Consider the following 16,394-nt stretch of genomic DNA (forward strand, 5'->3'; position numbering starts at 1 on the left):
CTGGGCCGTGCGGCCTCAGCGCGTGGGGCGCCGGCGACCGCGTGCGCCCCAGCACGCCCGGTGCCAGTGCCGCCGGTCCGCGAGCGCCGCCTCGGCCCCGAGGAGGTGGTCCGTGGGCCACGCGACGACGTGCGGGGTCCCGGCCTCGACGAGCTGGTCGCAGCCGGGGCAGCGGTAGGACTTCTCCGACCCCCGCACCTCGCGCACCGTGAACGTCTCCCCGCTGGGGCCGCTCTCGCTGCGCGCGACGCCCCGCAGCCGCTCCGGGTCGAGCGGGGTGTGCTCCTGGCCGTAGGGCCGCCGGCTCGACCGGCGGGACCGCGGCACCGCTAGTCCTCCGGCCAGGGCAGGGCGCCCGCGTCCTCGACGCGCGGCAGGGCGCCGGTGCGCACGAGCTCCCGGTACCAGCGTGCCGAGTCCTTCGGCGTCCGCTCGCCGGTCGCGTAGTCGACGTAGACGATCCCGAAGCGCTTGCTGTAGCCGTACGCCCACTCGAAGTTGTCGAGGAGCGACCACACGAAGTACCCGCGCACGTCCACCCCCGCGGCGCGCGCGTCGGCGACGGCGGCGATGTGCCCGCGCAGGTAGGCCACGCGGGCGGCGTCGTGCACCCGGCCGCCGGTCGGCTCGTCGTCGAACGCCGCGCCGTTCTCCGTCACCATGAGCGGCAGGTCCGGGTAGGTGTTGTCGAGGGCGCGCAGGAGCTCGCTCAGCGCCTCCGGCGCAATGTTCCACCCCATGGCCGTGTGGGGCCCGGGCTGGGCGAGGAACTCGACGTCGTCGGCGGCTACCCACGGGCTGCCGGCGCCGCCGCCGTGCCCGTCGGCCCGCTCCGGCCGACCCTCGCCGGAGAAGCGGCGCACGCGCTGGGTGGAGTAGTAGTTGACGCCGAGGACGTCGAGGCGCTGACGGGTGATCGTCAGGTCGCCCGGCTGGACGAAGGACCAGTCGCTCACGCCGGCCGTGTCGCGCAGGAGCCGGCGCGGGTAGGAGCCGTCCATGATCGGGCCGAGGAAGACGTGGTTGCCGACGGCGTCGATCTGGGCGACCGCGTCGAGGTCCGCCGAGGACGTCGGGTCGGCGGGGTGGGTGACGTGGAGGTTGAGCGAGACGGCCACCTGCGCCTCCTCGCCGAGCTCCGCCCGGATCGCCTGCGCCCCGAGGCCGTGGGCGAGGTTGAGGTGGTGGGCGGCGGCGAGCGCGGCCGCCGGCTCGGTGCGTCCGGGAGCGTGGACGCCGGCGGCGTAGCCGAGGAACGCCGAGCACCACGGCTCGTTGAGCGTCGTCCACAGCGAGACGCGGCTGCCGAGCTCACGCGCCATGTGCCGCGCGTACTCGGCGAAGGCGTAGGCGGTGGCCCGGTTCGTCCACCCGCCGGCCTCCTCGAGCTCCGCCGGGAGGTCCCAGTGGTAGAGCGTGACGACGGGCGCGATCCCGGCATCCCGCAGCGCGTCGAGGAGGCGCCGGTAGAACGCGACGCCCTCGGCGTTGAGCGGGCCGGTGCCCCCGGGCTGCACGCGCGACCACGAGATCGAGAGCCGGTAGGCGCGCAGGCCGAGCCGCACCATGAGCGCGACGTCCTCCTCCCACCGGTGGTAGTGGTCGGCGGCGACGTCGCCGGTGTCCCCGCCGAGGGTCGCGCCGGGCACGCGGGAGAACGTGTCCCAGATCGACGGGCCGCGCCCGCCGGAGTCCGCAGCACCCTCGATCTGGTAGGCGGCCGTGGCGGCGCCCCAGAGGAAGTCGTCGGGCAGGTCGAGCGGTGCGGTGTCCATCGTGGGGACCCTCCTCAGACGTCGGCGCCGGCGCGGAGGACCCGGACCGGTCGTAGGTCGGTGTCGGTGACGAGCACGTCGGCCCGCCGCCCCACCTCGAGCGCACCGACGTCCGCGCTCCCGAGGACGGCCGCGGGGCCGGTCGCGGCGCAGTAGACGGCGTCGACGATGCTGATGCCGCCCGCCACGCTCGTGCGCACGACGTCGACGAGGTGGGCCGTGCCCCCCGCGATGGAGTCGGCGCCGGTGAGGCGGGCGACGCCGTCGGCCACGGTGACGGCGAGCGAGCCGAGCTGGTACGAGCCGTCCGCCATGCCCGCGGCCGCCATGGCGTCGGTGACGAGGAGCACGTTCTCGCGCCCGACGAGCTCGAGGACGTTGCGCCCCAGGCCGGGGTCGAGGTGGGTGCCGTCGTTGATGATCTCGAGGGCGACCTCACCGCGGGAGGCCGCCGCGAGGAGCTCGGGGACGGGCCCGGGCGTGCGGTGGTGCATGGGGTTCATGCCGTTGAAGAGGTGCGTGACCGTCGCCTTCGCCGAGCGCCCCTGCGCGCCGTCCAGCAGCGTGACGGACTCCGCGACGGCGGCCCGGGTCTGCGCGGCCGTCGCGACGGTGTGCCCGAACGAGGGCAGGGCGCCCCCGGCGACGAGCGCGGCGCTGACGCCGTCGGGGCCGGTGACGCCGGGGGCCTCGGGTGCGAGCGTCATCGTCACGACGTGGCCGCGGCCGAGCGCGAGGAGCTCGGCCGTGAGCGCGGCGTCCGGCTCCTGGATGGCGGCCGGGTTCTGCGCCCCGCAGCGCTCGGTCGAGATGAACGGGCCCTCGAAGTGGATCCCGGCGAGCTCGCCGGCGTCGGCGAGCGCGGCGAGCGTGCGCACCCGCGCGCGGAGCACGTCGGGCGTCGCCGTGACGAGGGAGGCGACGAGCGACGTCGTGCCGTGGCGCCGGTGCTCGTCGACGGCGACCTGCGCGGTGGCGCCGTCCTCGGCGTCGGGGAAGCTCGCGCCGCCACCGCCGTGGCAGTGGAGGTCGACGAGGCCCGGCAGCACGTGGGTCCCTCGGGCCGGTTCCCCCGCGGCCTCGACCGCCTCGCGCCACCCCGCACCGGCTGCCTCACCGGCCGGCCCGACGAAGACGATGCGCCCGCCGGCGTGGACGACGGCGCCGTCCTCGACGACGGCGGTGGGTGTGACGACGCGCCCACGGACGGCCTGTGCGGCAGGGATGCTCATCCCCCCATTCTTGCCCACGACACCGCACGGTCTCATCCGGCGCGCGCGCCGGGCGCCGTCGGCCGGGGCGCGGGCCGGTGCTAGAAGAGGCGGGAGTCCGAGTCGTCGAGGCCCCGCATCGCGTTGTAGTCGAGCACGAGGCAGCGGATCCCGCGGTCGGTCGCCAGGACGCGCGCCTGCGGCTTGATCTCCTGCGCGGCGAACACCCCGGCGACGGGCGCGAGGAGGGGGTCGCGGTTGAGGAGCTCGAGGTAGCGGGTGAGCTGCTCGACGCCGTCGATGTCACCGCGGCGCTTGATCTCGATGGCCACCGCCGCACCGGACGCGGTCCGCGCGAGGATGTCGACCGGGCCGATGGCCGTGGGGTACTCGCGCCGGACGAGGCGGTGCCCCGGGCCGAGGAGGTCGATCTGCTCGGCGAGGAGCCGCTGGAGGTGCGCCTCGACGCCGTCCTTGACGAGCCCGGGGTCCACGCCCAGGTCGACGTCCGCCTCGTGGACGACGTCGTGGAGCGTGACGACGAGCCGGTCGTCCGTCTTGGTGCTCTGGACGGTCCACACCTGCGTGGCGCCGGCGCGCGCCGCCGCCTCGTCCGGCTCGGACACGTCGAGCCGGCACGGCGGGCTCATCCAGTTGAGCGGCTTGTACGAGCCGCCGTCGGAGTGGACGAGCACCGAGCCGTCCGCCTTGACCATGAGGAGGCGCGTGGCCAGGGGCAGGTGGGCGTCGAGGCGCCCGGTGTAGTCGACCGAGCACGTCGCGATGACGGTGCGCACCCGTGCTACCTCCGTATCGCTGGGCTGGGGACGTCGCGGCGCGTGCCGCCGGCGCCGCGGGTCAGTACGTGAGGGCCGGGTCGCCCGGGGGCGCCGCCTCGAGCCAGCTCGTCAGGCCCGCGGCCGCCTCGGCGCGCATGGCGAGGTGGAACTCGTCGGTGCCGTAGCGGCACGTCACCTCGACGACGTCGCTGTCCGCGCCCGGGACGGCCCGGCGCCCGGAGGACAGGACGACGAGCCGCCGGCGGTCCCAGCGGGCCGTCGGCTGCGGGGCGAGCGAGACGAGCCGGTGCCAGTCGAGCCGGTTCACCCCGTACCCGGCGATGCCGGACGTCCACTCCCCGCCGCCGGCCGACCGCCACGCGCACTCGAACGAGCCCACGCGCCGGCCGAGCGTGCGCGCCCGCCACAGCAGGAGCGCGACGGCCAGGGCCGCGAGCAGGACGAGGGCGGCCGCACCAACGCCCACCCACGCCCAGCCCACGGCGCGGTCCTACTCCCCGGAAGCGGCCTGTGCGTCCTCCGCGCGCCGCTCGTCGTGGGCGTCCACGACCACCATGACGACGTCGTCGTCGACGGAGACGAAGCCCCCGAGGACGTCGACGTTCACCTGCTCCCCCGAGACCGGGATGATCCGCACGGGACCGGCCTTGAGCACGGCGAGCACCGGCTGGTGCCCCGTGCGGATACCCATCTCGCCGTCGGCCGCGGGCACGCTGACGGAGGTGGCCTCACCGTGCCACAGCGAGGCATCGGGGCCGACGACATCCACCTTCATCGTCACGTCAGCGCGCCTCGGACTGCAGGCGGGCCCAGTTGCGCTCGAGGTCCTCGAGGCCACCGATGTTGTAGAAGGCCTGCTCGGCGACGTGGTCGAACTCGCCGTCCGCGATCATCCGGAACGCCTGGACGGTCTCGGTCAGCGGCACGGTCGAGCCGGGCACCCCCGTGAACTTCTCCGCCATGTACGTGTTCTGCGAGAGGAACTGCTGGATGCGCCGCGCCCGGTTGACGGTGACCTTGTCCTCCTCGGAGAGCTCGTCGATGCCGAGGATGGCGATGATGTCCTGCAGCTCCTTGTTCTTCTGCAGGATCGACTTCACACGGATCGCGGTCTCGTAGTGCTCCTCGCCGACGTAGCGCGCGTCGAGGATGCGCGACGTCGACGTGAGCGGGTCCACGGCCGGGTAGAGGCCGCGCGAGGCGATCTCGCGGGACAGCTCGGTCGTCGCGTCGAGGTGGGCGAACGTCGTCGCCGGCGCCGGGTCGGTGTAGTCGTCGGCGGGGACGTAGATCGCCTGGAGGGAGGTGATCGAGTGACCACGCGTCGAGGTGATGCGCTCCTGGAGGGTGCCCATCTCGTCCGCGAGGTTGGGCTGGTAGCCCACGGCGGAGGGCATGCGCCCGAGGAGGGTGGAGACCTCGGAGCCCGCCTGCGTGAAGCGGAAGATGTTGTCGATGAAGAGGAGCACGTCCTGCTTCTGCACGTCGCGGAAGTACTCCGCCATCGTCAGGCCGGACAGGGCGACGCGCAGACGCGTGCCCGGCGGCTCGTCCATCTGGCCGAAGACGAGGGCCGTCTTCTCGAGCACGCCGGACTCGCCCATCTCCTCGATGAGGTCGTTGCCCTCACGCGTGCGCTCGCCGACGCCGGCGAACACGGAGACACCACCGTGGTTCTGCGCCACGCGCTGGATCATCTCGGTGATGAGGACCGTCTTGCCGACGCCCGCACCGCCGAAGAGGCCGATCTTCCCGCCGAGGACGTAGGGGGTGAGGAGGTCGATGACCTTGATGCCGGTCTCGAACATCTGCGTCTTCGACTCGAGCTGGTCGAAGGCCGGGGGCTTGCGGTGGATGGGCCAGCGCTCGGTGATCTCGAGCTTCTCGCCCTCGGCGAGGTTGAGGACGTCGCCGGTCACGTTGAAGACGTGCCCGAGGGTGACGTCCCCGACCGGCACCGAGATCGGGCCACCGGTGTCGCGGATCTCCATGCCCCGGACGAGGCCGTCGGTCGGGTTGAGCGCGACGGCGCGCACGAGGCTGTCGCCGAGGTGCTGGGCGACCTCGAACGTCATCTCGACGACGCCCTCGCCCTCGCCCTGCGCGGACATGTCGACCGTGGCGACGAGCGCGTTGTACATCGCCGGGATCGCGTCCGGCGGGAACTCGATGTCGACCGTGGGGCCGGTGACGCGCGCGATGCGGCCCACGCCGGGCGTGGACTCCTGCCGGGCGCTGGCGTCGATTGCTGTCGTGCTCATGTCAGTCATCCTTGTCTTGCGTGCCGGCGGGGACGGGGGTGGGTGTGCGCACGCTCATCCCGCGGCGAGCGCGTCGGCTCCCGAGACGATCTCGGTGAGCTCCTGGGTGATCTCCGCCTGGCGCGCCGAGTTCGCCAGCCGCGTGTACGTGCGGATGAGGTCCTCGGCGTTCTCGGTGGCGGTGTGCATGGAACTCTGGCGCGAGGCCAGCTCGGACGCGGCCGCCTGGAGCAGGGCGTTGTGGATCCGGCTGCGCACGTAGAGCGGGAGCAGCTGGTCGAGGACGGCGTCCGGGGACGGCTCGAACTCGTACAGCGGCAGCGGCTTGGCCCCCGCGGGCGCGACGCCCTCGACGACCTCGAGCGGCAGCATCCGGCGGACGTACGGCTCCTGGGTGACCATGGAGACGAACTTCGTGAAGACGACGTGGAGCTCGGCGACGCCACCGGCGTCGGCCGGCGCCTGGAACGCCGCGAGGAGCGTCTCGGCGATGTCCCGTGCGAGCCCGGCGCTCGGCTTGTCGGACTCCCCGGCCCAGGTCTTGACGACCGTGCGGCCCCGGAACGTGTAGTACCCGATGCCGCGACGGCCGACGACGTAGAGGTCGATCTCCTTGCCCTCGGCGGCGAGCTGCTCCGCGAGACGCTCGGCGGCCCGCAGGACGCTCGCCGTGTAGGCGCCGGCCATGCCCCGGTCCGCCGTGAGGACGAGCACCGCGACGCGGTTGGTGTCCGTGCGCTCGGTGAGCAGCGGGTGGTCCGTCGCGGCGTGCGCCGAGACGGCCGAGACCGCCTGCGTCAGCGCGAGCGCGTACGGGCTCGCCTTGACTGCCCGGTCACGCGCCTTGCCGATGCGCGAGGCCGCGATGAGCTCCATCGCGCGGAACATCTTCTTGAGCGTCTGGGTGGACCGGATCCGCTGCCGGAAGACGCGCTGCTGTGCTCCCACGCTCAGCCTCGCCCGGCCCTGACGATCTGCTCCTGCTCGACGTCGACGCCGGCCTCCTCCTCGGCCTCCGGCGTGCCCGACAGGCCCGCGCGGCCACCGGCGAGGAAGCCGGTGCGGAAGTCCTCGACCGCCGCGCGCAGCGTCTGCGTCGTCGCGTCGTCGAGCTTGCCGGTCGTGGCGATCGTCGACAGGACGTCCGTGCTGCGGCGCAGGTGGTCGAGCAGCTCGGTCTCGAAGCGCCCGACCTCGGACACGTCGACGTCGTCGAGGTAGCCGTTCGTGCCGGCCCAGATCGAGGCGACCTGGTCCTCGATCGAGTACGGGGAGTACTGCGGCTGCTTGAGCAGCTCCATGAGACGCGCCCCGCGGGTCAGCTGCTGGCGCGACGTCGGGTCGAGGTCCGAGGCGAACATCGAGAACGACTCCATCGCCCGGTACTGCGCGAGGTCGAGCTTGAGCGTGCCCGAGACAGACTTCATCGCCTTGATCTGGGCGGCGCCACCGACGCGGGAGACGGAGATGCCGACGTCGACGGCGGGGCGCTGGTCGGCGTTGAAAAGATCCGACTGGAGGAAGATCTGGCCGTCGGTGATCGAGATGACGTTGGTCGGGATGTACGCCGAGACGTCGTTCGCCTTCGTCTCGATGAGGGGCAGCCCCGTCATCGAGCCGGCGCCCATCGCGTCCGAGAGCTTCGCGCAGCGCTCGAGCAGGCGGGAGTGCAGGTAGAAGACGTCACCGGGGTAGGCCTCGCGGCCCGGCGGGCGCCGCAGGAGCAGCGACACGGCGCGGTAGGCCTCCGCCTGCTTCGAGAGGTCGTCGAAGACGATGAGGACGTGCTTGCCCTGGTACATCCAGTGCTGGCCGATCGCCGAGCCGGTGTAGGGGGCGATGTACTTGAAGCCGGCGGGGTCCGACGCCGGAGCCGCGACGATGGTCGTGTACTCGAGCGCGCCGGCCTCCTCGAGGGCGCCGCGCACGGAGGCGATCGTCGAGCCCTTCTGGCCGACGGCGACGTAGATGCAGCGGACCTGCTTGTCCGGGTCGCCGCTGTCCCAGTTCGCCTTCTGGTTGAGGATCGCGTCGATGGCGATGGCCGTCTTGCCGGTACCGCGGTCGCCGATGATGAGCTGACGCTGGCCGCGCCCGATGGGGATCATCGAGTCGATCGCCTTGATACCGGTCTGCAGCGGCTCGTGGACGCTCTTGCGCGCCATGACGCCGGGCGCCTGGAGCTCGAGCGCGCGCCGGCCCTCCGTGGCGATCTCGCCGAGGCCGTCGATGGGGTTGCCGACCGGGTCGACGACGCGGCCGAGGTAGCCGTCGCCGACAGCGACGGAGAGCACCTCGCCCGTGCGGTGCACCGCCTGGCCCTCCTCGATGCCGGCGAACTCGCCGAGGACGACGACGCCGATCTCGCGGACGTCGAGGTTGAGCGCGAGGCCCATCGTGCCGTCCTCGAAGCGCAGCAGCTCGTTCGCCATGGCGCCGGGCAGCCCCTCGACCCGGGCGACGCCGTCGCCGGCGACGGAGACGCGCCCGACCTCCTCGCTCACCGCCTCGGCGGGTTCGTAGGAGTCGACAAAGCTGTCCAGGGCAGCCCTGATCTCCTCGGGCCGGATCGTGAGCTCAGCCATGTGCTTTCCTTCGCTTCGGCGGCCGGTGGCCGCGGTTCTTCTCGTTCGGGTGGACGGCGGGACACGTGCCCCGCTCGGCCGTGCGTTCGTGCGTCAGCCGGCGAGCCGGCGCTGTGCGTCCTGCAGACGGGTGCGGACCGTGCCGTCGATGACCTCGGGCCCGACCTGCACCCGCATGCCGCCGACCACTGCCGGGTCCACCCCGACGTTGACCTGCACGGCCTGGCCGTAGGCCCGGCCGAGGATCGCGGCGAGCCGCTCCTCCTGCGCGTGGCTGAGCGGTGCGGCCGCGGTGACCGTGGCGACGAGGCGCTCACGCCGTGCGGCGGCCACCTCGCTCACGTGGTGCAGCGCGCTCGCGAGCGAGCGCCCCGGCAGGGTGGTGACCACGCGGCGCACGATGATGTCCGTCTCCGGCGCGACCTTGCCCGCGAGGAGCGAGGCGACGAGCGCCGTGCGTCGCTCCGGTGCCACGTCCCGGTCCGCGAGGGCCGTGCGCAGCTCCCGGTCCGCGGAGAAGGTGCGGTCGACGGAGAAGAGCTCCTCCTCGACGCGCAGGAGGTCTCCCCGCGCCTGGGCGGCGGCGAGCACGGACGTCAGCCCGAGCTCCTCGACCGCCTCGACGAGGTCGTGCTCGCCCGACCACCGAGAGCGCGCGAGCCCGCAGAGGAGGTCGACGACCTCCGGGGCGACCCGCTCGGAGAACAGGGCGGCGACGAGGCCTGCCTTCGCCCCGCCGTCACGCGACGGCTCGGTGAGCGCGCGGCGCAGCGACGCGGAGGAGGTGAGCGTGTCCGCGACGGCGAACAGCTGCTCGCCGTAGGCGCGGGACGCCTCCCCGCGCTCGCGGACCACCGCCTCCCACCGCTCGACGGCCGCCGCGAGGGCGGCCTGGCTGCTGGCGCGCATCACGCCTGCCCTGCCCCGGCGACCCTCTCGCCGGCCGGACGCTGCGCGGAGACCTGCTCGTCGAGCTCGTCGAGGAACCGGTCGATGACGCGCGAGCGCCGTGCGTCATCGGCGAGGGACTCCCCGACGATCCGCGAGGCGAGGGTGGTGGCGAGCATGCCGACGTCCGCCTTGAGCGAGATCTCGGCCTGCTGACGCTCCGCCTCGAGCTGGCGCTGCGCGTTCGCGACGACCCGCTCGGCCTCGGCCTGGGCCTTGGCCCGCGCCTCGGCGATGATCGCGTTGCCGTCCTCGGTCGCCTGCTCACGCACGCGGGCCGCGGCGACACGCGCCTCGGCCATCTCGCGGCCGACCTCGGCCCGCAGGGCCTCGGCCTCGGCGCGCGCCGTCTCACCCGCGGCGAGCCCGCCCTCGATCTTCTCGGAGCGCTCGTCGAGGATCTTCGTCAGCGCCGGGACGACCTTCCAGAGGAGGACGCCAGCGATGATCGCGAGGCAGACCGCCGACCAGATGATGTCGTACCAGGCGGGGATGAGGACGCTGTACTCCTCCTCCGCCGCGACGACGAGGGCTGCGGGCATCATCAGAAGACGAAGCCGGCGGCCAGGCCGATGAGGCCGAGCGCCTCGACGAGGGCCATACCGATGAACATGTTGATACGGAGGGGGCCGGCCAGCTCCGGCTGACGGGCCACCGCCTCCTGCGTCTTGCCGACGAGGATTCCCATACCGATACCGGGGCCGATGGTGGCCAGGCCGTAGCCGATGGTCGCGATGTCTCCGGTGATCTCCATGTGGAGTGTTTCCTTCCAGGTTGGTTGTCCCGGGCGGGGCCCGGCACGTGCAGGGGGTGGTGCGCCTCGGACAGGCTCACCGGGGGTGGCTCAGTGGCTTTCCACCGACAGGTTGATGTACACGGCGGTGAGGAGGGCGAAGACGTACGCCTGCAGCGCTGCGATGAAGATCTCGAACAGCGTGAACGCGAACCCGGCGGCGAAGGTGAGCACGCCGGCCGCGAAGAGCGCGCCCGAGGCCTCGAGGAAGAGGTAGTGCGTGGCCGAGAAGCACAGCACGAGCAGCAGGTGCCCGGAGAGCATGTTGGCCAGGAGCCGGACCGTCAGCGTGAGCGGGCGCAGGATGAACGTCGAGAGGAACTCGATCGGTGCGAGGATGATGTAGATCGGCCACGGCACGCCCGGCGGGAAGAGCTGGGACTTGAAGTAGTGGGCCCCGCCCTGCGCCCGCACGCCGGCGACGATGAAGGCGACGTAGGCGAGGATCGCGAAGACGAGCGGCATCCCGACGACGGACGTGCCGGCGATGTTGAGGAAGGGGATGATGCCCGTGATGTTGAGGGAGAAGATCCCGAAGAAGATGACCATGAGGAGCGGCGTGTAGCGCCGCCCGTACTCCTTGCCGAGCACCTCGACCGCGATGTTGTCCCGGACGAAGCCCAGGCCCATCTCGGCCATGCTCTGCCCGCGGCCCGGGACGAGGCGCGGACGCCGCACGGCCAGCCAGAAGAGGGTGACGAGCACGAGCGTCGCGATGAGCCGGACCATCGTGATCCGGTTGAACTCGAAGATCGTGCCCTCGAAGAGGATGGGCGCGGGGAAGAAGTCGGCCAGCGACGGAGCGTGGAACCCTGAGCCTTCTTCGGCCGCGAGGGCGGGCGCTGCTGCGAGGACGAGCGTGGCGGCGGACAGGACTACCCCCATGGGTTCGAGCCGTACGTCGGACGTGTCGCTCGGGAGAACTGGCTCATCAGCGACCAACCCCGGGACTCGAGAATCGTACCGTACGCGCGCCGCGGTGGTGACCACGCGGACCGCCCGGAAAGCCTGTCATGCGTTGGGTTCGACGTAGGGCACGCGGGCCCGCAGCATGGCTCCGAACTCGATCGCGAGGGACCCCAGGAGCGCGAGGACGAGGACGGCGAAGAAGACGCCCGGGGAGTAGAAGTCGCGGTCCCGGACGAGCAGGAGCACGCCGAAGACGACGAGCGTCTTGACGAGCCACCCGCCCACACCGGCGGCGCTCGCCACGTGGACCGGCTTGTCCGCGGTGAGGAGCATCGTCGCGGCCGTGCCGAGCACGAACAGCGCCGCGATGCCGGCGGCCATGAGCGCGCCCCAGACGCCGGGCGTGCCGGCGACGGCGGCCCCGACGGCCGCTCCCCCGACGGCGAGGACGGCGACGAGGACGGTGAGCCGGCGCAGGATCGTGCGGAACATCGCGCGGGTCGCGCGTGCGGTGTCGGTCTCGCTCATGCGGGGAGCTCCTTGCTGGGGGCGTTGTCTCGCCGGCGCAGCGCCGGGAGCTGGAGGACGGTGACGAGGCCGGCGACGAGGACGGCGACGCTCGCCCCGACGAGGACGGCGGTCGTGGAGAACACGGCGAGCGACGCCGCGCTGAACGCGAAGACGGTCGTCCACAGGTACATGATGAGCACCGCCCGCCGGTGGCTGTGCCCGAGGGCGAGGAGCCGGTGGTGGAGGTGCTGGCGGTCGGCCTGGAACGGGGACTGCCCGGCCCGCAGCCGGCGCAGGACGGCGAGCGTCATGTCGAGCAGCGGCAGGAGCATGACGGCGACGGGAAGGATGATCGGCACGAACGCGGGGAACACCTGCCCCACGGAGAAGCTCGCCGGGTCGATCTGCCCGGTCACCGTGATCGCGGCGGCCGCGACGGTGAGACCGAGGAACATCGAGCCCGAGTCCCCCATGAAGATCCGGGCGGGGAAGAAGTTGTGCGGCAGGAACCCGATGCACACCCCGACGACGGCGACGATGACGACGGTCGCGAGGTTGGAGTAGTCCCCCGGCGTCTGGGCGCGGGTGAGGACGTAGGTGTAGACGAAGAACGCCAGCCCGCCGATGCCGACCATCCCGGCGGCGAGCCCGTCGAGCCCGTCGACGAAGTTGACGGCGTTGACGGCGACGACGACGACGAGGACCGTCGCGACGAGGGACAGGCGCGCCGAGCCGATGGTCAGGCCGGCGACGGGGAAGGTGATGAGCTGGACGCCCTGCCACGCGATGAGGCCCGCGGCGAGGACCTGCCCGACGAGCTTCGTCATCCAGTCGAGGTCCCAGATGTCGTCGGCGACCCCGAGGAGGCACACGCCCGCGGCGCCACCGAGGATCGCCCATGGTTGGGGGCCGGCGAACACCTCGGCGAGGAAGGGCACCTGCGAGGCGACGACCATCGCGACGGCGAAGCCGGCGAGCATCGCCAGCCCGCCGAGCCGCGCCGTCGGCACCGTGTGGACGTCGCGCGAGCGCACGGGCGTGAGCGCGTGGGTGAGCCGCGCGAGGCGCCGGGCCAGGGGCGTCGCGACGAACGTCACCGCCGCGGCCACGAGCATGACGAGCAGGTATACCCTCACGGCGGGCCGGTGCCGTCACGCTCGGGGTGCTCGGGCGTCGGCTCCGGCTCCGGTGCCTCCGCGGAGTCCGCTGCCTCCGGCGCCTCGGCGAGCGCCGGGACGACGGCGGCGAGGTCCGCCCGGCTCAGGGCCCCCTCGCGCAGGATGCTCAGCACCGGCCCGGTCGCGTCGACGATCGTCGACGCGGTGCCGCCGCGGGAGGGGCCGCCGTCGAGGTAGACGGCGACGTCGGCGCCCAGCGCGTCGGCGGCCTCCTGCGCCGTCGTCGCGGCGGGCTCGCCGGAGCGGTTGGCGCTCGAGACGGCGAGCGGCCCGGTCCGGGCGAGGAGGGCGAGGGCGGTCTCGTCGTCGGGCATGCGCAGGGCGACCGTGCCGTTCGTGTCGCCGAGGTCCCACGCGAGCGAGGGCTGGGCGCGGCAGATGACCGTGAGCGGCCCGGGCCAGAACGCCGCGACGAGGGCGTGGACCTCCTCACCGACGTCCGTCGCGAGCCCGGCGAGGGTGCCCGCGCGCGGGACGAGGACGGGCGGGGGCATCTGGCGGCCGCGGCCCTTGGCGGCGAGGAGGGCGGCGACGGCGCGCGGGTCGAAGGCGTCGGCGCCGATCCCGTAGACGGTGTCCGTCGGCAGGACGACGAGGGCGCCCCGGCCGATGGCGTTGACGGCCTCGTCGAGGCCGGGGCCGCGGGTGGTGGGGTCGGTGCAGTCGTACACGCTCACGGGAACGATCTTCCCACGGGCGAGCCGGTCGGCTCACGAGGCCCGCGTGGCATCCTGGCGGTGATGCGTCCATCCCTGCGCCGTGCGCTGCTCGTGCTCGCGATCGGTGCCCACCTCCTCGCGCTCTACGCCCCCCGCGTGCCGTCCACCGGCGCCGAGGGCGTCCCCGGCTCGGACAAGCTCGTCCACGCGGCCGTCTTCGCCCTCGTCGCCCTCACCGGCATGCTCGCCGGGGTGCCCGCACGCGTGCTCGTGCCCCTCCTGCTCGCCCACGCGGTCGTGAGCGAGCTCGTCCAGCACGCGCTCCTGCCGAACAGGTCGGGCGACGTGTGGGACGCCGTGGCCGACGTCGTCGGGGTGGCGCTCGGGTGGGCGCTCGGCCGGGCGCTCAGCGCGCGGCGGGACCCGCGCGCCGCGCGAGGACCATCCGGTCCCGACCGGTGAGGTCCGGCGCGGTGCGGACGCCCGCGAAGGCGCCCGTTCCCGCGACCAGCGCGCGCACGTCGGCCGCCTGGACCTCGGCGTGCTCCATGACGAGGACACCGCCGGGCCGCAGGAGGTCCGCGGCGCGGCGCACGACGGCGCGCGGGGTGTCGAGGCCGTCGGCGCCGCCGCCGTAGAGGGCGAGGTCCGGGTCGTGCTCGCGGACCTCGACCTCGCGCGGGACGGCGTCGGGCGGGATGTACGGCGGGTTCGCGACGACGACGTCGACGCCCCCGTCGAGCTCCGGGAGGGCGTCGGCCGCGTCGCCGCCGACGAGATGGACGTGCGGGGCGGTCTCGGCGACGTTGCGCCGGGCGACGGCGAGGGCGTCGGCGGACAGCTCGACGGCCCACACCTGCGCGCCCGGCACCTCGGTCGCGACGGCGAGCGCGATGGCGCCCGACCCGGTGCACAGGTCGACGACGACGGCGCCGCCGGCGGTCACGGCGCGGGCGGCGTCGATGGCGTGACCGGCGACGACCTCGGTCTCCGGGCGGGTGATGAAGGCACCCGGCGCGCTGCGGAGCGTGAGGTGGCGGAACGCCATCCGACCGGTGATGTGCTGGAGCGGCTCCCGCCGGCGGCGGCGCTCGACGAGGGCCGCGAAGGACGCGAGCGTCTCGGCCGTCGGGGCTGGCGCCATGGCGAGGACGAGCCGGTCGAGGCCGAGCGCGTGCTCGGCCAGGGCGAGGGCATCGACGTGCGGGGAGGGCACCCCCGCCTCGGCGAGGAGGCGCGCGGCGCCGTCGACGGCGGCCCGCCAGCCGGGGAGCTCGCGCTCGGGCCCGGGCGTGGTGGCGGCGCTCACGCCGGGCGCGGGCCGGAGGCGGCCGCGAGACGGGCCGCCTCGTCGAGCTGGACGGCCGAGGCGATGACCGGCTCGAGGTCGCCGTCGAGGACGGCGTCGAGGTTGTAGGCCTTGTAGCCCGTGCGGTGGTCGGCGATCCGGTTCTCGGGGAAGTTGTACGTGCGGATCCGCTCCGAGCGGTCCACCGTGCGGACCTGGGAGCGTCGGACCTCCGACGCGACGGCGTCGGCCTCCTCCTGCCGCGCGGCGAGGAGGCGTGCGCGCAGGACGCGCATGGCCTGCTCGCGGTTCTGGAGCTGGGACTTCTCGTTCTGCATCGAGACCGTGATGCCCGTGGGCACGTGCGTGATGCGCACGGCCGAGTCGGTCGTGTTGACGCTCTGCCCGCCGGGCCCGGAGGAGCGGTAGACGTCGATGCGCAGGTCGTTGCCGTCGATCTCGACCTCGCCCGGGTCCTCGACCTCGGGCAGGACGAGGACGCCGGCCGCCGAGGTGTGGATCCGCCCGGCGGACTCGGTGACGGGCACCCGCTGGACCCGGTGGACGCCGCCCTCGTACTTGAGCTGCGCCCACACGCCGTCGGCGGGGTTCTCCGGGACGCCACGGGCCTTGACCGCGACCGAGACGTCCTTGTAGCCGCCCAGGTCGGACTCCGTCGCCCCGAGGACCTGGGTGGACCAGCCGCGGCGCTCCGCGAAGCGCAGGTACATGCGCAGGAGGTCCCCGGCGAAGAGCGCGGACTCCTCCCCGCCCTCCCCCGCCTTGATCTCGAGGATGACGTCGCGGGTGTCGTCCGGGTCCCGCGGGACGAGCACGGCGCGCAGGGCGGCGGAAGCCTTGTCGGCCTCGGCCTGGAGGAGCGGGAGCTCGGCGGCGAAGGAGGCGTCGGCCGTCGCGAGCTCGGCGGCCGCCTCGGCGTCGTCGAGCGCGGTGCGCCACGCGGTGTACGCCGCGACGATCCGGGACAGCTCGCTGTATCGGCGCGAGAGGGTGCGGGCCCGAGCGGCGTCGGCGTGGACCGCCGGGTCCGCGAGCGCCGCCTCGATCTCGGCGTGCTCGTCGAGGAACGGGCCGACGGAGGCGAAGTCCTCGCTCATCCCCGATCCCCTCTCTCGCTCACCCGGACAGACCGCAGCGCCGGTGGGAGTGGTCCCACCGGCGCTGAGGCAGACGTCTTACTCGGACTCGGCGGCCTTGGTCTCGGCGCGCTTGCCGTAGCGCTGCTCGAAGCGGGCGACGCGGCCACCGGTGTCGAGGATCTTCTGCTTGCCCGTGTAGAACGGGTGACACGCGTTGCACACGTCGGCGCGGATCTCGCCGCTGTCCGCCGTCGAGCGGGTCTCGAACGTGTTGCCGCACGTGCACGTCACCGTGGTGGTGACATACGTGGGGTGAATGCCCTGCTTCATGTGGTTTCTCCTTGGTTTCTCGTCACCGGGTCGAGGGCGGCGCCCTC

Annotated in this window: 20 protein-coding genes; 1 reads left to right on the forward strand and 19 read right to left on the reverse strand. The window is 73.4% G+C overall.

All coding sequences use genetic code 11. The annotated features are described in order from the left end of the window. Positions 1-15 precede the first annotated feature (15 nt). The 16 genes from V2J63_RS12095 to V2J63_RS12170 form a co-directional block, all read right to left on the reverse strand. Positions 16-327 carry an Rv1322 family protein gene (locus V2J63_RS12095; protein WP_331231299.1) on the reverse strand — a complete coding sequence of 104 codons (312 nt, stop codon included), beginning with the start codon at positions 325-327 and terminating at the stop codon, positions 16-18. Between the two features lie 2 nt (positions 328-329). Further along, positions 330-1,775 carry a GH1 family beta-glucosidase gene (locus tag V2J63_RS12100; RefSeq protein ID WP_331231300.1) on the reverse strand — a complete coding sequence of 482 codons (1,446 nt, stop codon included), beginning with the start codon at positions 1,773-1,775 and terminating at the stop codon, positions 330-332. Between the two features lie 14 nt (positions 1,776-1,789). Then, entirely contained in the window at positions 1,790-3,007 is a 1,218-nt protein-coding gene (locus V2J63_RS12105; protein ID WP_331231301.1) for an N-acetylglucosamine-6-phosphate deacetylase, read from the reverse strand. Between the two features lie 80 nt (positions 3,008-3,087). Beyond that, positions 3,088-3,783: an endonuclease NucS gene (gene nucS, locus V2J63_RS12110; RefSeq protein WP_331231302.1), complete on the reverse strand. Its 696-nt coding sequence runs from the start codon at positions 3,781-3,783 to the stop codon at positions 3,088-3,090. A gap of 61 nt (positions 3,784-3,844) precedes the next feature. Continuing rightward, positions 3,845-4,267: a DUF2550 domain-containing protein gene (locus V2J63_RS12115; protein WP_331231303.1), complete on the reverse strand. Its 423-nt coding sequence runs from the start codon at positions 4,265-4,267 to the stop codon at positions 3,845-3,847. A gap of 9 nt (positions 4,268-4,276) precedes the next feature. Continuing rightward, positions 4,277-4,561 carry a F0F1 ATP synthase subunit epsilon gene (locus tag V2J63_RS12120; RefSeq protein WP_331231408.1) on the reverse strand — a complete coding sequence of 95 codons (285 nt, stop codon included), beginning with the start codon at positions 4,559-4,561 and terminating at the stop codon, positions 4,277-4,279. Positions 4,562-4,568: 7 nt separating this feature from the next. After that, on the reverse strand, positions 4,569-6,047 hold the full coding sequence (gene atpD / locus V2J63_RS12125; protein WP_491062043.1) for a F0F1 ATP synthase subunit beta: 1,479 nt from the start codon (positions 6,045-6,047) through the stop codon (positions 4,569-4,571). A 54-nt stretch (positions 6,048-6,101) separates the two neighbouring features. Further along, entirely contained in the window at positions 6,102-6,995 is an 894-nt protein-coding gene (locus V2J63_RS12130) for a F0F1 ATP synthase subunit gamma (protein WP_331231305.1), read from the reverse strand. A 2-nt stretch (positions 6,996-6,997) separates the two neighbouring features. After that, positions 6,998-8,632: a F0F1 ATP synthase subunit alpha gene (gene atpA, locus V2J63_RS12135; protein WP_331231306.1), complete on the reverse strand. Its 1,635-nt coding sequence runs from the start codon at positions 8,630-8,632 to the stop codon at positions 6,998-7,000. Between the two features lie 93 nt (positions 8,633-8,725). Beyond that, a complete protein-coding gene (locus tag V2J63_RS12140; protein ID WP_331231307.1) occupies positions 8,726-9,541 on the reverse strand; it encodes a F0F1 ATP synthase subunit delta in 816 nt (271 codons plus the stop codon). Beyond that, a complete protein-coding gene (locus tag V2J63_RS12145; RefSeq protein WP_331231308.1) occupies positions 9,541-10,125 on the reverse strand; it encodes a F0F1 ATP synthase subunit B in 585 nt (194 codons plus the stop codon). Before V2J63_RS12145 ends, V2J63_RS12140 begins: the two co-directional genes overlap by 1 nt. Further along, the gene (atpE, locus tag V2J63_RS12150) at positions 10,125-10,334 is read right to left on the reverse strand and encodes an ATP synthase F0 subunit C (protein WP_211338682.1); all 210 of its coding nucleotides are present in this window, start codon (positions 10,332-10,334) and stop codon (positions 10,125-10,127) included. The genes V2J63_RS12145 and atpE overlap by 1 nt, the downstream gene beginning before the upstream one ends. Before the next feature lie 90 nt (positions 10,335-10,424). Continuing rightward, a complete protein-coding gene (gene atpB / locus V2J63_RS12155; protein ID WP_331231309.1) occupies positions 10,425-11,258 on the reverse strand; it encodes a F0F1 ATP synthase subunit A in 834 nt (277 codons plus the stop codon). 126 nt (positions 11,259-11,384) lie between these two features. Further along, the gene (locus V2J63_RS12160; protein ID WP_331231310.1) at positions 11,385-11,810 is read right to left on the reverse strand and encodes a Cg1360 family ATP-synthase-associated protein; all 426 of its coding nucleotides are present in this window, start codon (positions 11,808-11,810) and stop codon (positions 11,385-11,387) included. Beyond that, positions 11,807-12,928, reverse strand: a complete 1,122-nt coding sequence (locus V2J63_RS12165) for an MraY family glycosyltransferase (protein ID WP_331231311.1) — start codon at positions 12,926-12,928, stop codon at positions 11,807-11,809. Before V2J63_RS12165 ends, V2J63_RS12160 begins: the two co-directional genes overlap by 4 nt. Beyond that, positions 12,925-13,641, reverse strand: coding sequence for an L-threonylcarbamoyladenylate synthase (locus V2J63_RS12170; protein ID WP_331231409.1), 717 nt, complete (start codon positions 13,639-13,641; stop codon positions 12,925-12,927). The genes V2J63_RS12165 and V2J63_RS12170 overlap by 4 nt, the downstream gene beginning before the upstream one ends. 69 nt (positions 13,642-13,710) lie before the next feature. Between V2J63_RS12170 and V2J63_RS12175 the strand changes: the two genes are divergently transcribed. Further along, the gene (locus tag V2J63_RS12175; RefSeq protein ID WP_331231312.1) at positions 13,711-14,091 is read left to right on the forward strand and encodes a VanZ family protein; all 381 of its coding nucleotides are present in this window, start codon (positions 13,711-13,713) and stop codon (positions 14,089-14,091) included. Here the strand turns inward: V2J63_RS12175 and prmC are convergent. The 3 genes from prmC to rpmE form a co-directional block, all read right to left on the reverse strand. Beyond that, entirely contained in the window at positions 14,036-14,938 is a 903-nt protein-coding gene (gene prmC, locus V2J63_RS12180) for a peptide chain release factor N(5)-glutamine methyltransferase (RefSeq protein ID WP_331231313.1), read from the reverse strand. The two genes, V2J63_RS12175 and prmC, sit on opposite strands and share 56 nt — an antisense overlap. Beyond that, a complete protein-coding gene (gene prfA / locus V2J63_RS12185; RefSeq protein WP_331231314.1) occupies positions 14,935-16,035 on the reverse strand; it encodes a peptide chain release factor 1 in 1,101 nt (366 codons plus the stop codon). Before prfA ends, prmC begins: the two co-directional genes overlap by 4 nt. A 78-nt stretch (positions 16,036-16,113) precedes the next feature. After that, entirely contained in the window at positions 16,114-16,347 is a 234-nt protein-coding gene (gene rpmE, locus V2J63_RS12190; protein ID WP_331231315.1) for a 50S ribosomal protein L31, read from the reverse strand. Between the last annotated feature and the right edge of the window lie 47 nt (positions 16,348-16,394).

The sequence above is a fragment of the Georgenia wangjunii genome, from assembly GCF_036421975.1.
Classification (GTDB): domain Bacteria; phylum Actinomycetota; class Actinomycetes; order Actinomycetales; family Actinomycetaceae; genus Georgenia_A; species Georgenia_A wangjunii.

Bases quoted from the DNA above. Each gene is read 5' to 3' on its own strand.
- V2J63_RS12100 (WP_331231300.1), bottom strand. From the start codon at position 1,775: ATGGACACCGCACCGCTCGACCTGCCCGACGACTTCCTCTGGGGCGCC.
- V2J63_RS12105 (WP_331231301.1), bottom strand. From the start codon at position 3,007: ATGAGCATCCCTGCCGCACAGGCCGTCCGTGGGCGCGTCGTCACACCC.
- V2J63_RS12120 (WP_331231408.1), bottom strand. From the start codon at position 4,561: ATGAAGGTGGATGTCGTCGGCCCCGATGCCTCGCTGTGGCACGGTGAG.
- atpD (WP_491062043.1), bottom strand. From the start codon at position 6,047: ATGAGCACGACAGCAATCGACGCCAGCGCCCGGCAGGAGTCCACGCCC.
- atpA (WP_331231306.1), bottom strand. From the start codon at position 8,632: ATGGCTGAGCTCACGATCCGGCCCGAGGAGATCAGGGCTGCCCTGGAC.
- V2J63_RS12140 (WP_331231307.1), bottom strand. From the start codon at position 9,541: ATGCGCGCCAGCAGCCAGGCCGCCCTCGCGGCGGCCGTCGAGCGGTGG.
- V2J63_RS12145 (WP_331231308.1), bottom strand. From the start codon at position 10,125: ATGATGCCCGCAGCCCTCGTCGTCGCGGCGGAGGAGGAGTACAGCGTC.
- atpE (WP_211338682.1), bottom strand. From the start codon at position 10,334: ATGGAGATCACCGGAGACATCGCGACCATCGGCTACGGCCTGGCCACC.
- atpB (WP_331231309.1), bottom strand. From the start codon at position 11,258: ATGGGGGTAGTCCTGTCCGCCGCCACGCTCGTCCTCGCAGCAGCGCCC.
- V2J63_RS12160 (WP_331231310.1), bottom strand. From the start codon at position 11,810: ATGAGCGAGACCGACACCGCACGCGCGACCCGCGCGATGTTCCGCACG.
- V2J63_RS12175 (WP_331231312.1), top strand. From the start codon at position 13,711: ATGCGTCCATCCCTGCGCCGTGCGCTGCTCGTGCTCGCGATCGGTGCC.
- prfA (WP_331231314.1), bottom strand. From the start codon at position 16,035: ATGAGCGAGGACTTCGCCTCCGTCGGCCCGTTCCTCGACGAGCACGCC.
- rpmE (WP_331231315.1), bottom strand. From the start codon at position 16,347: ATGAAGCAGGGCATTCACCCCACGTATGTCACCACCACGGTGACGTGC.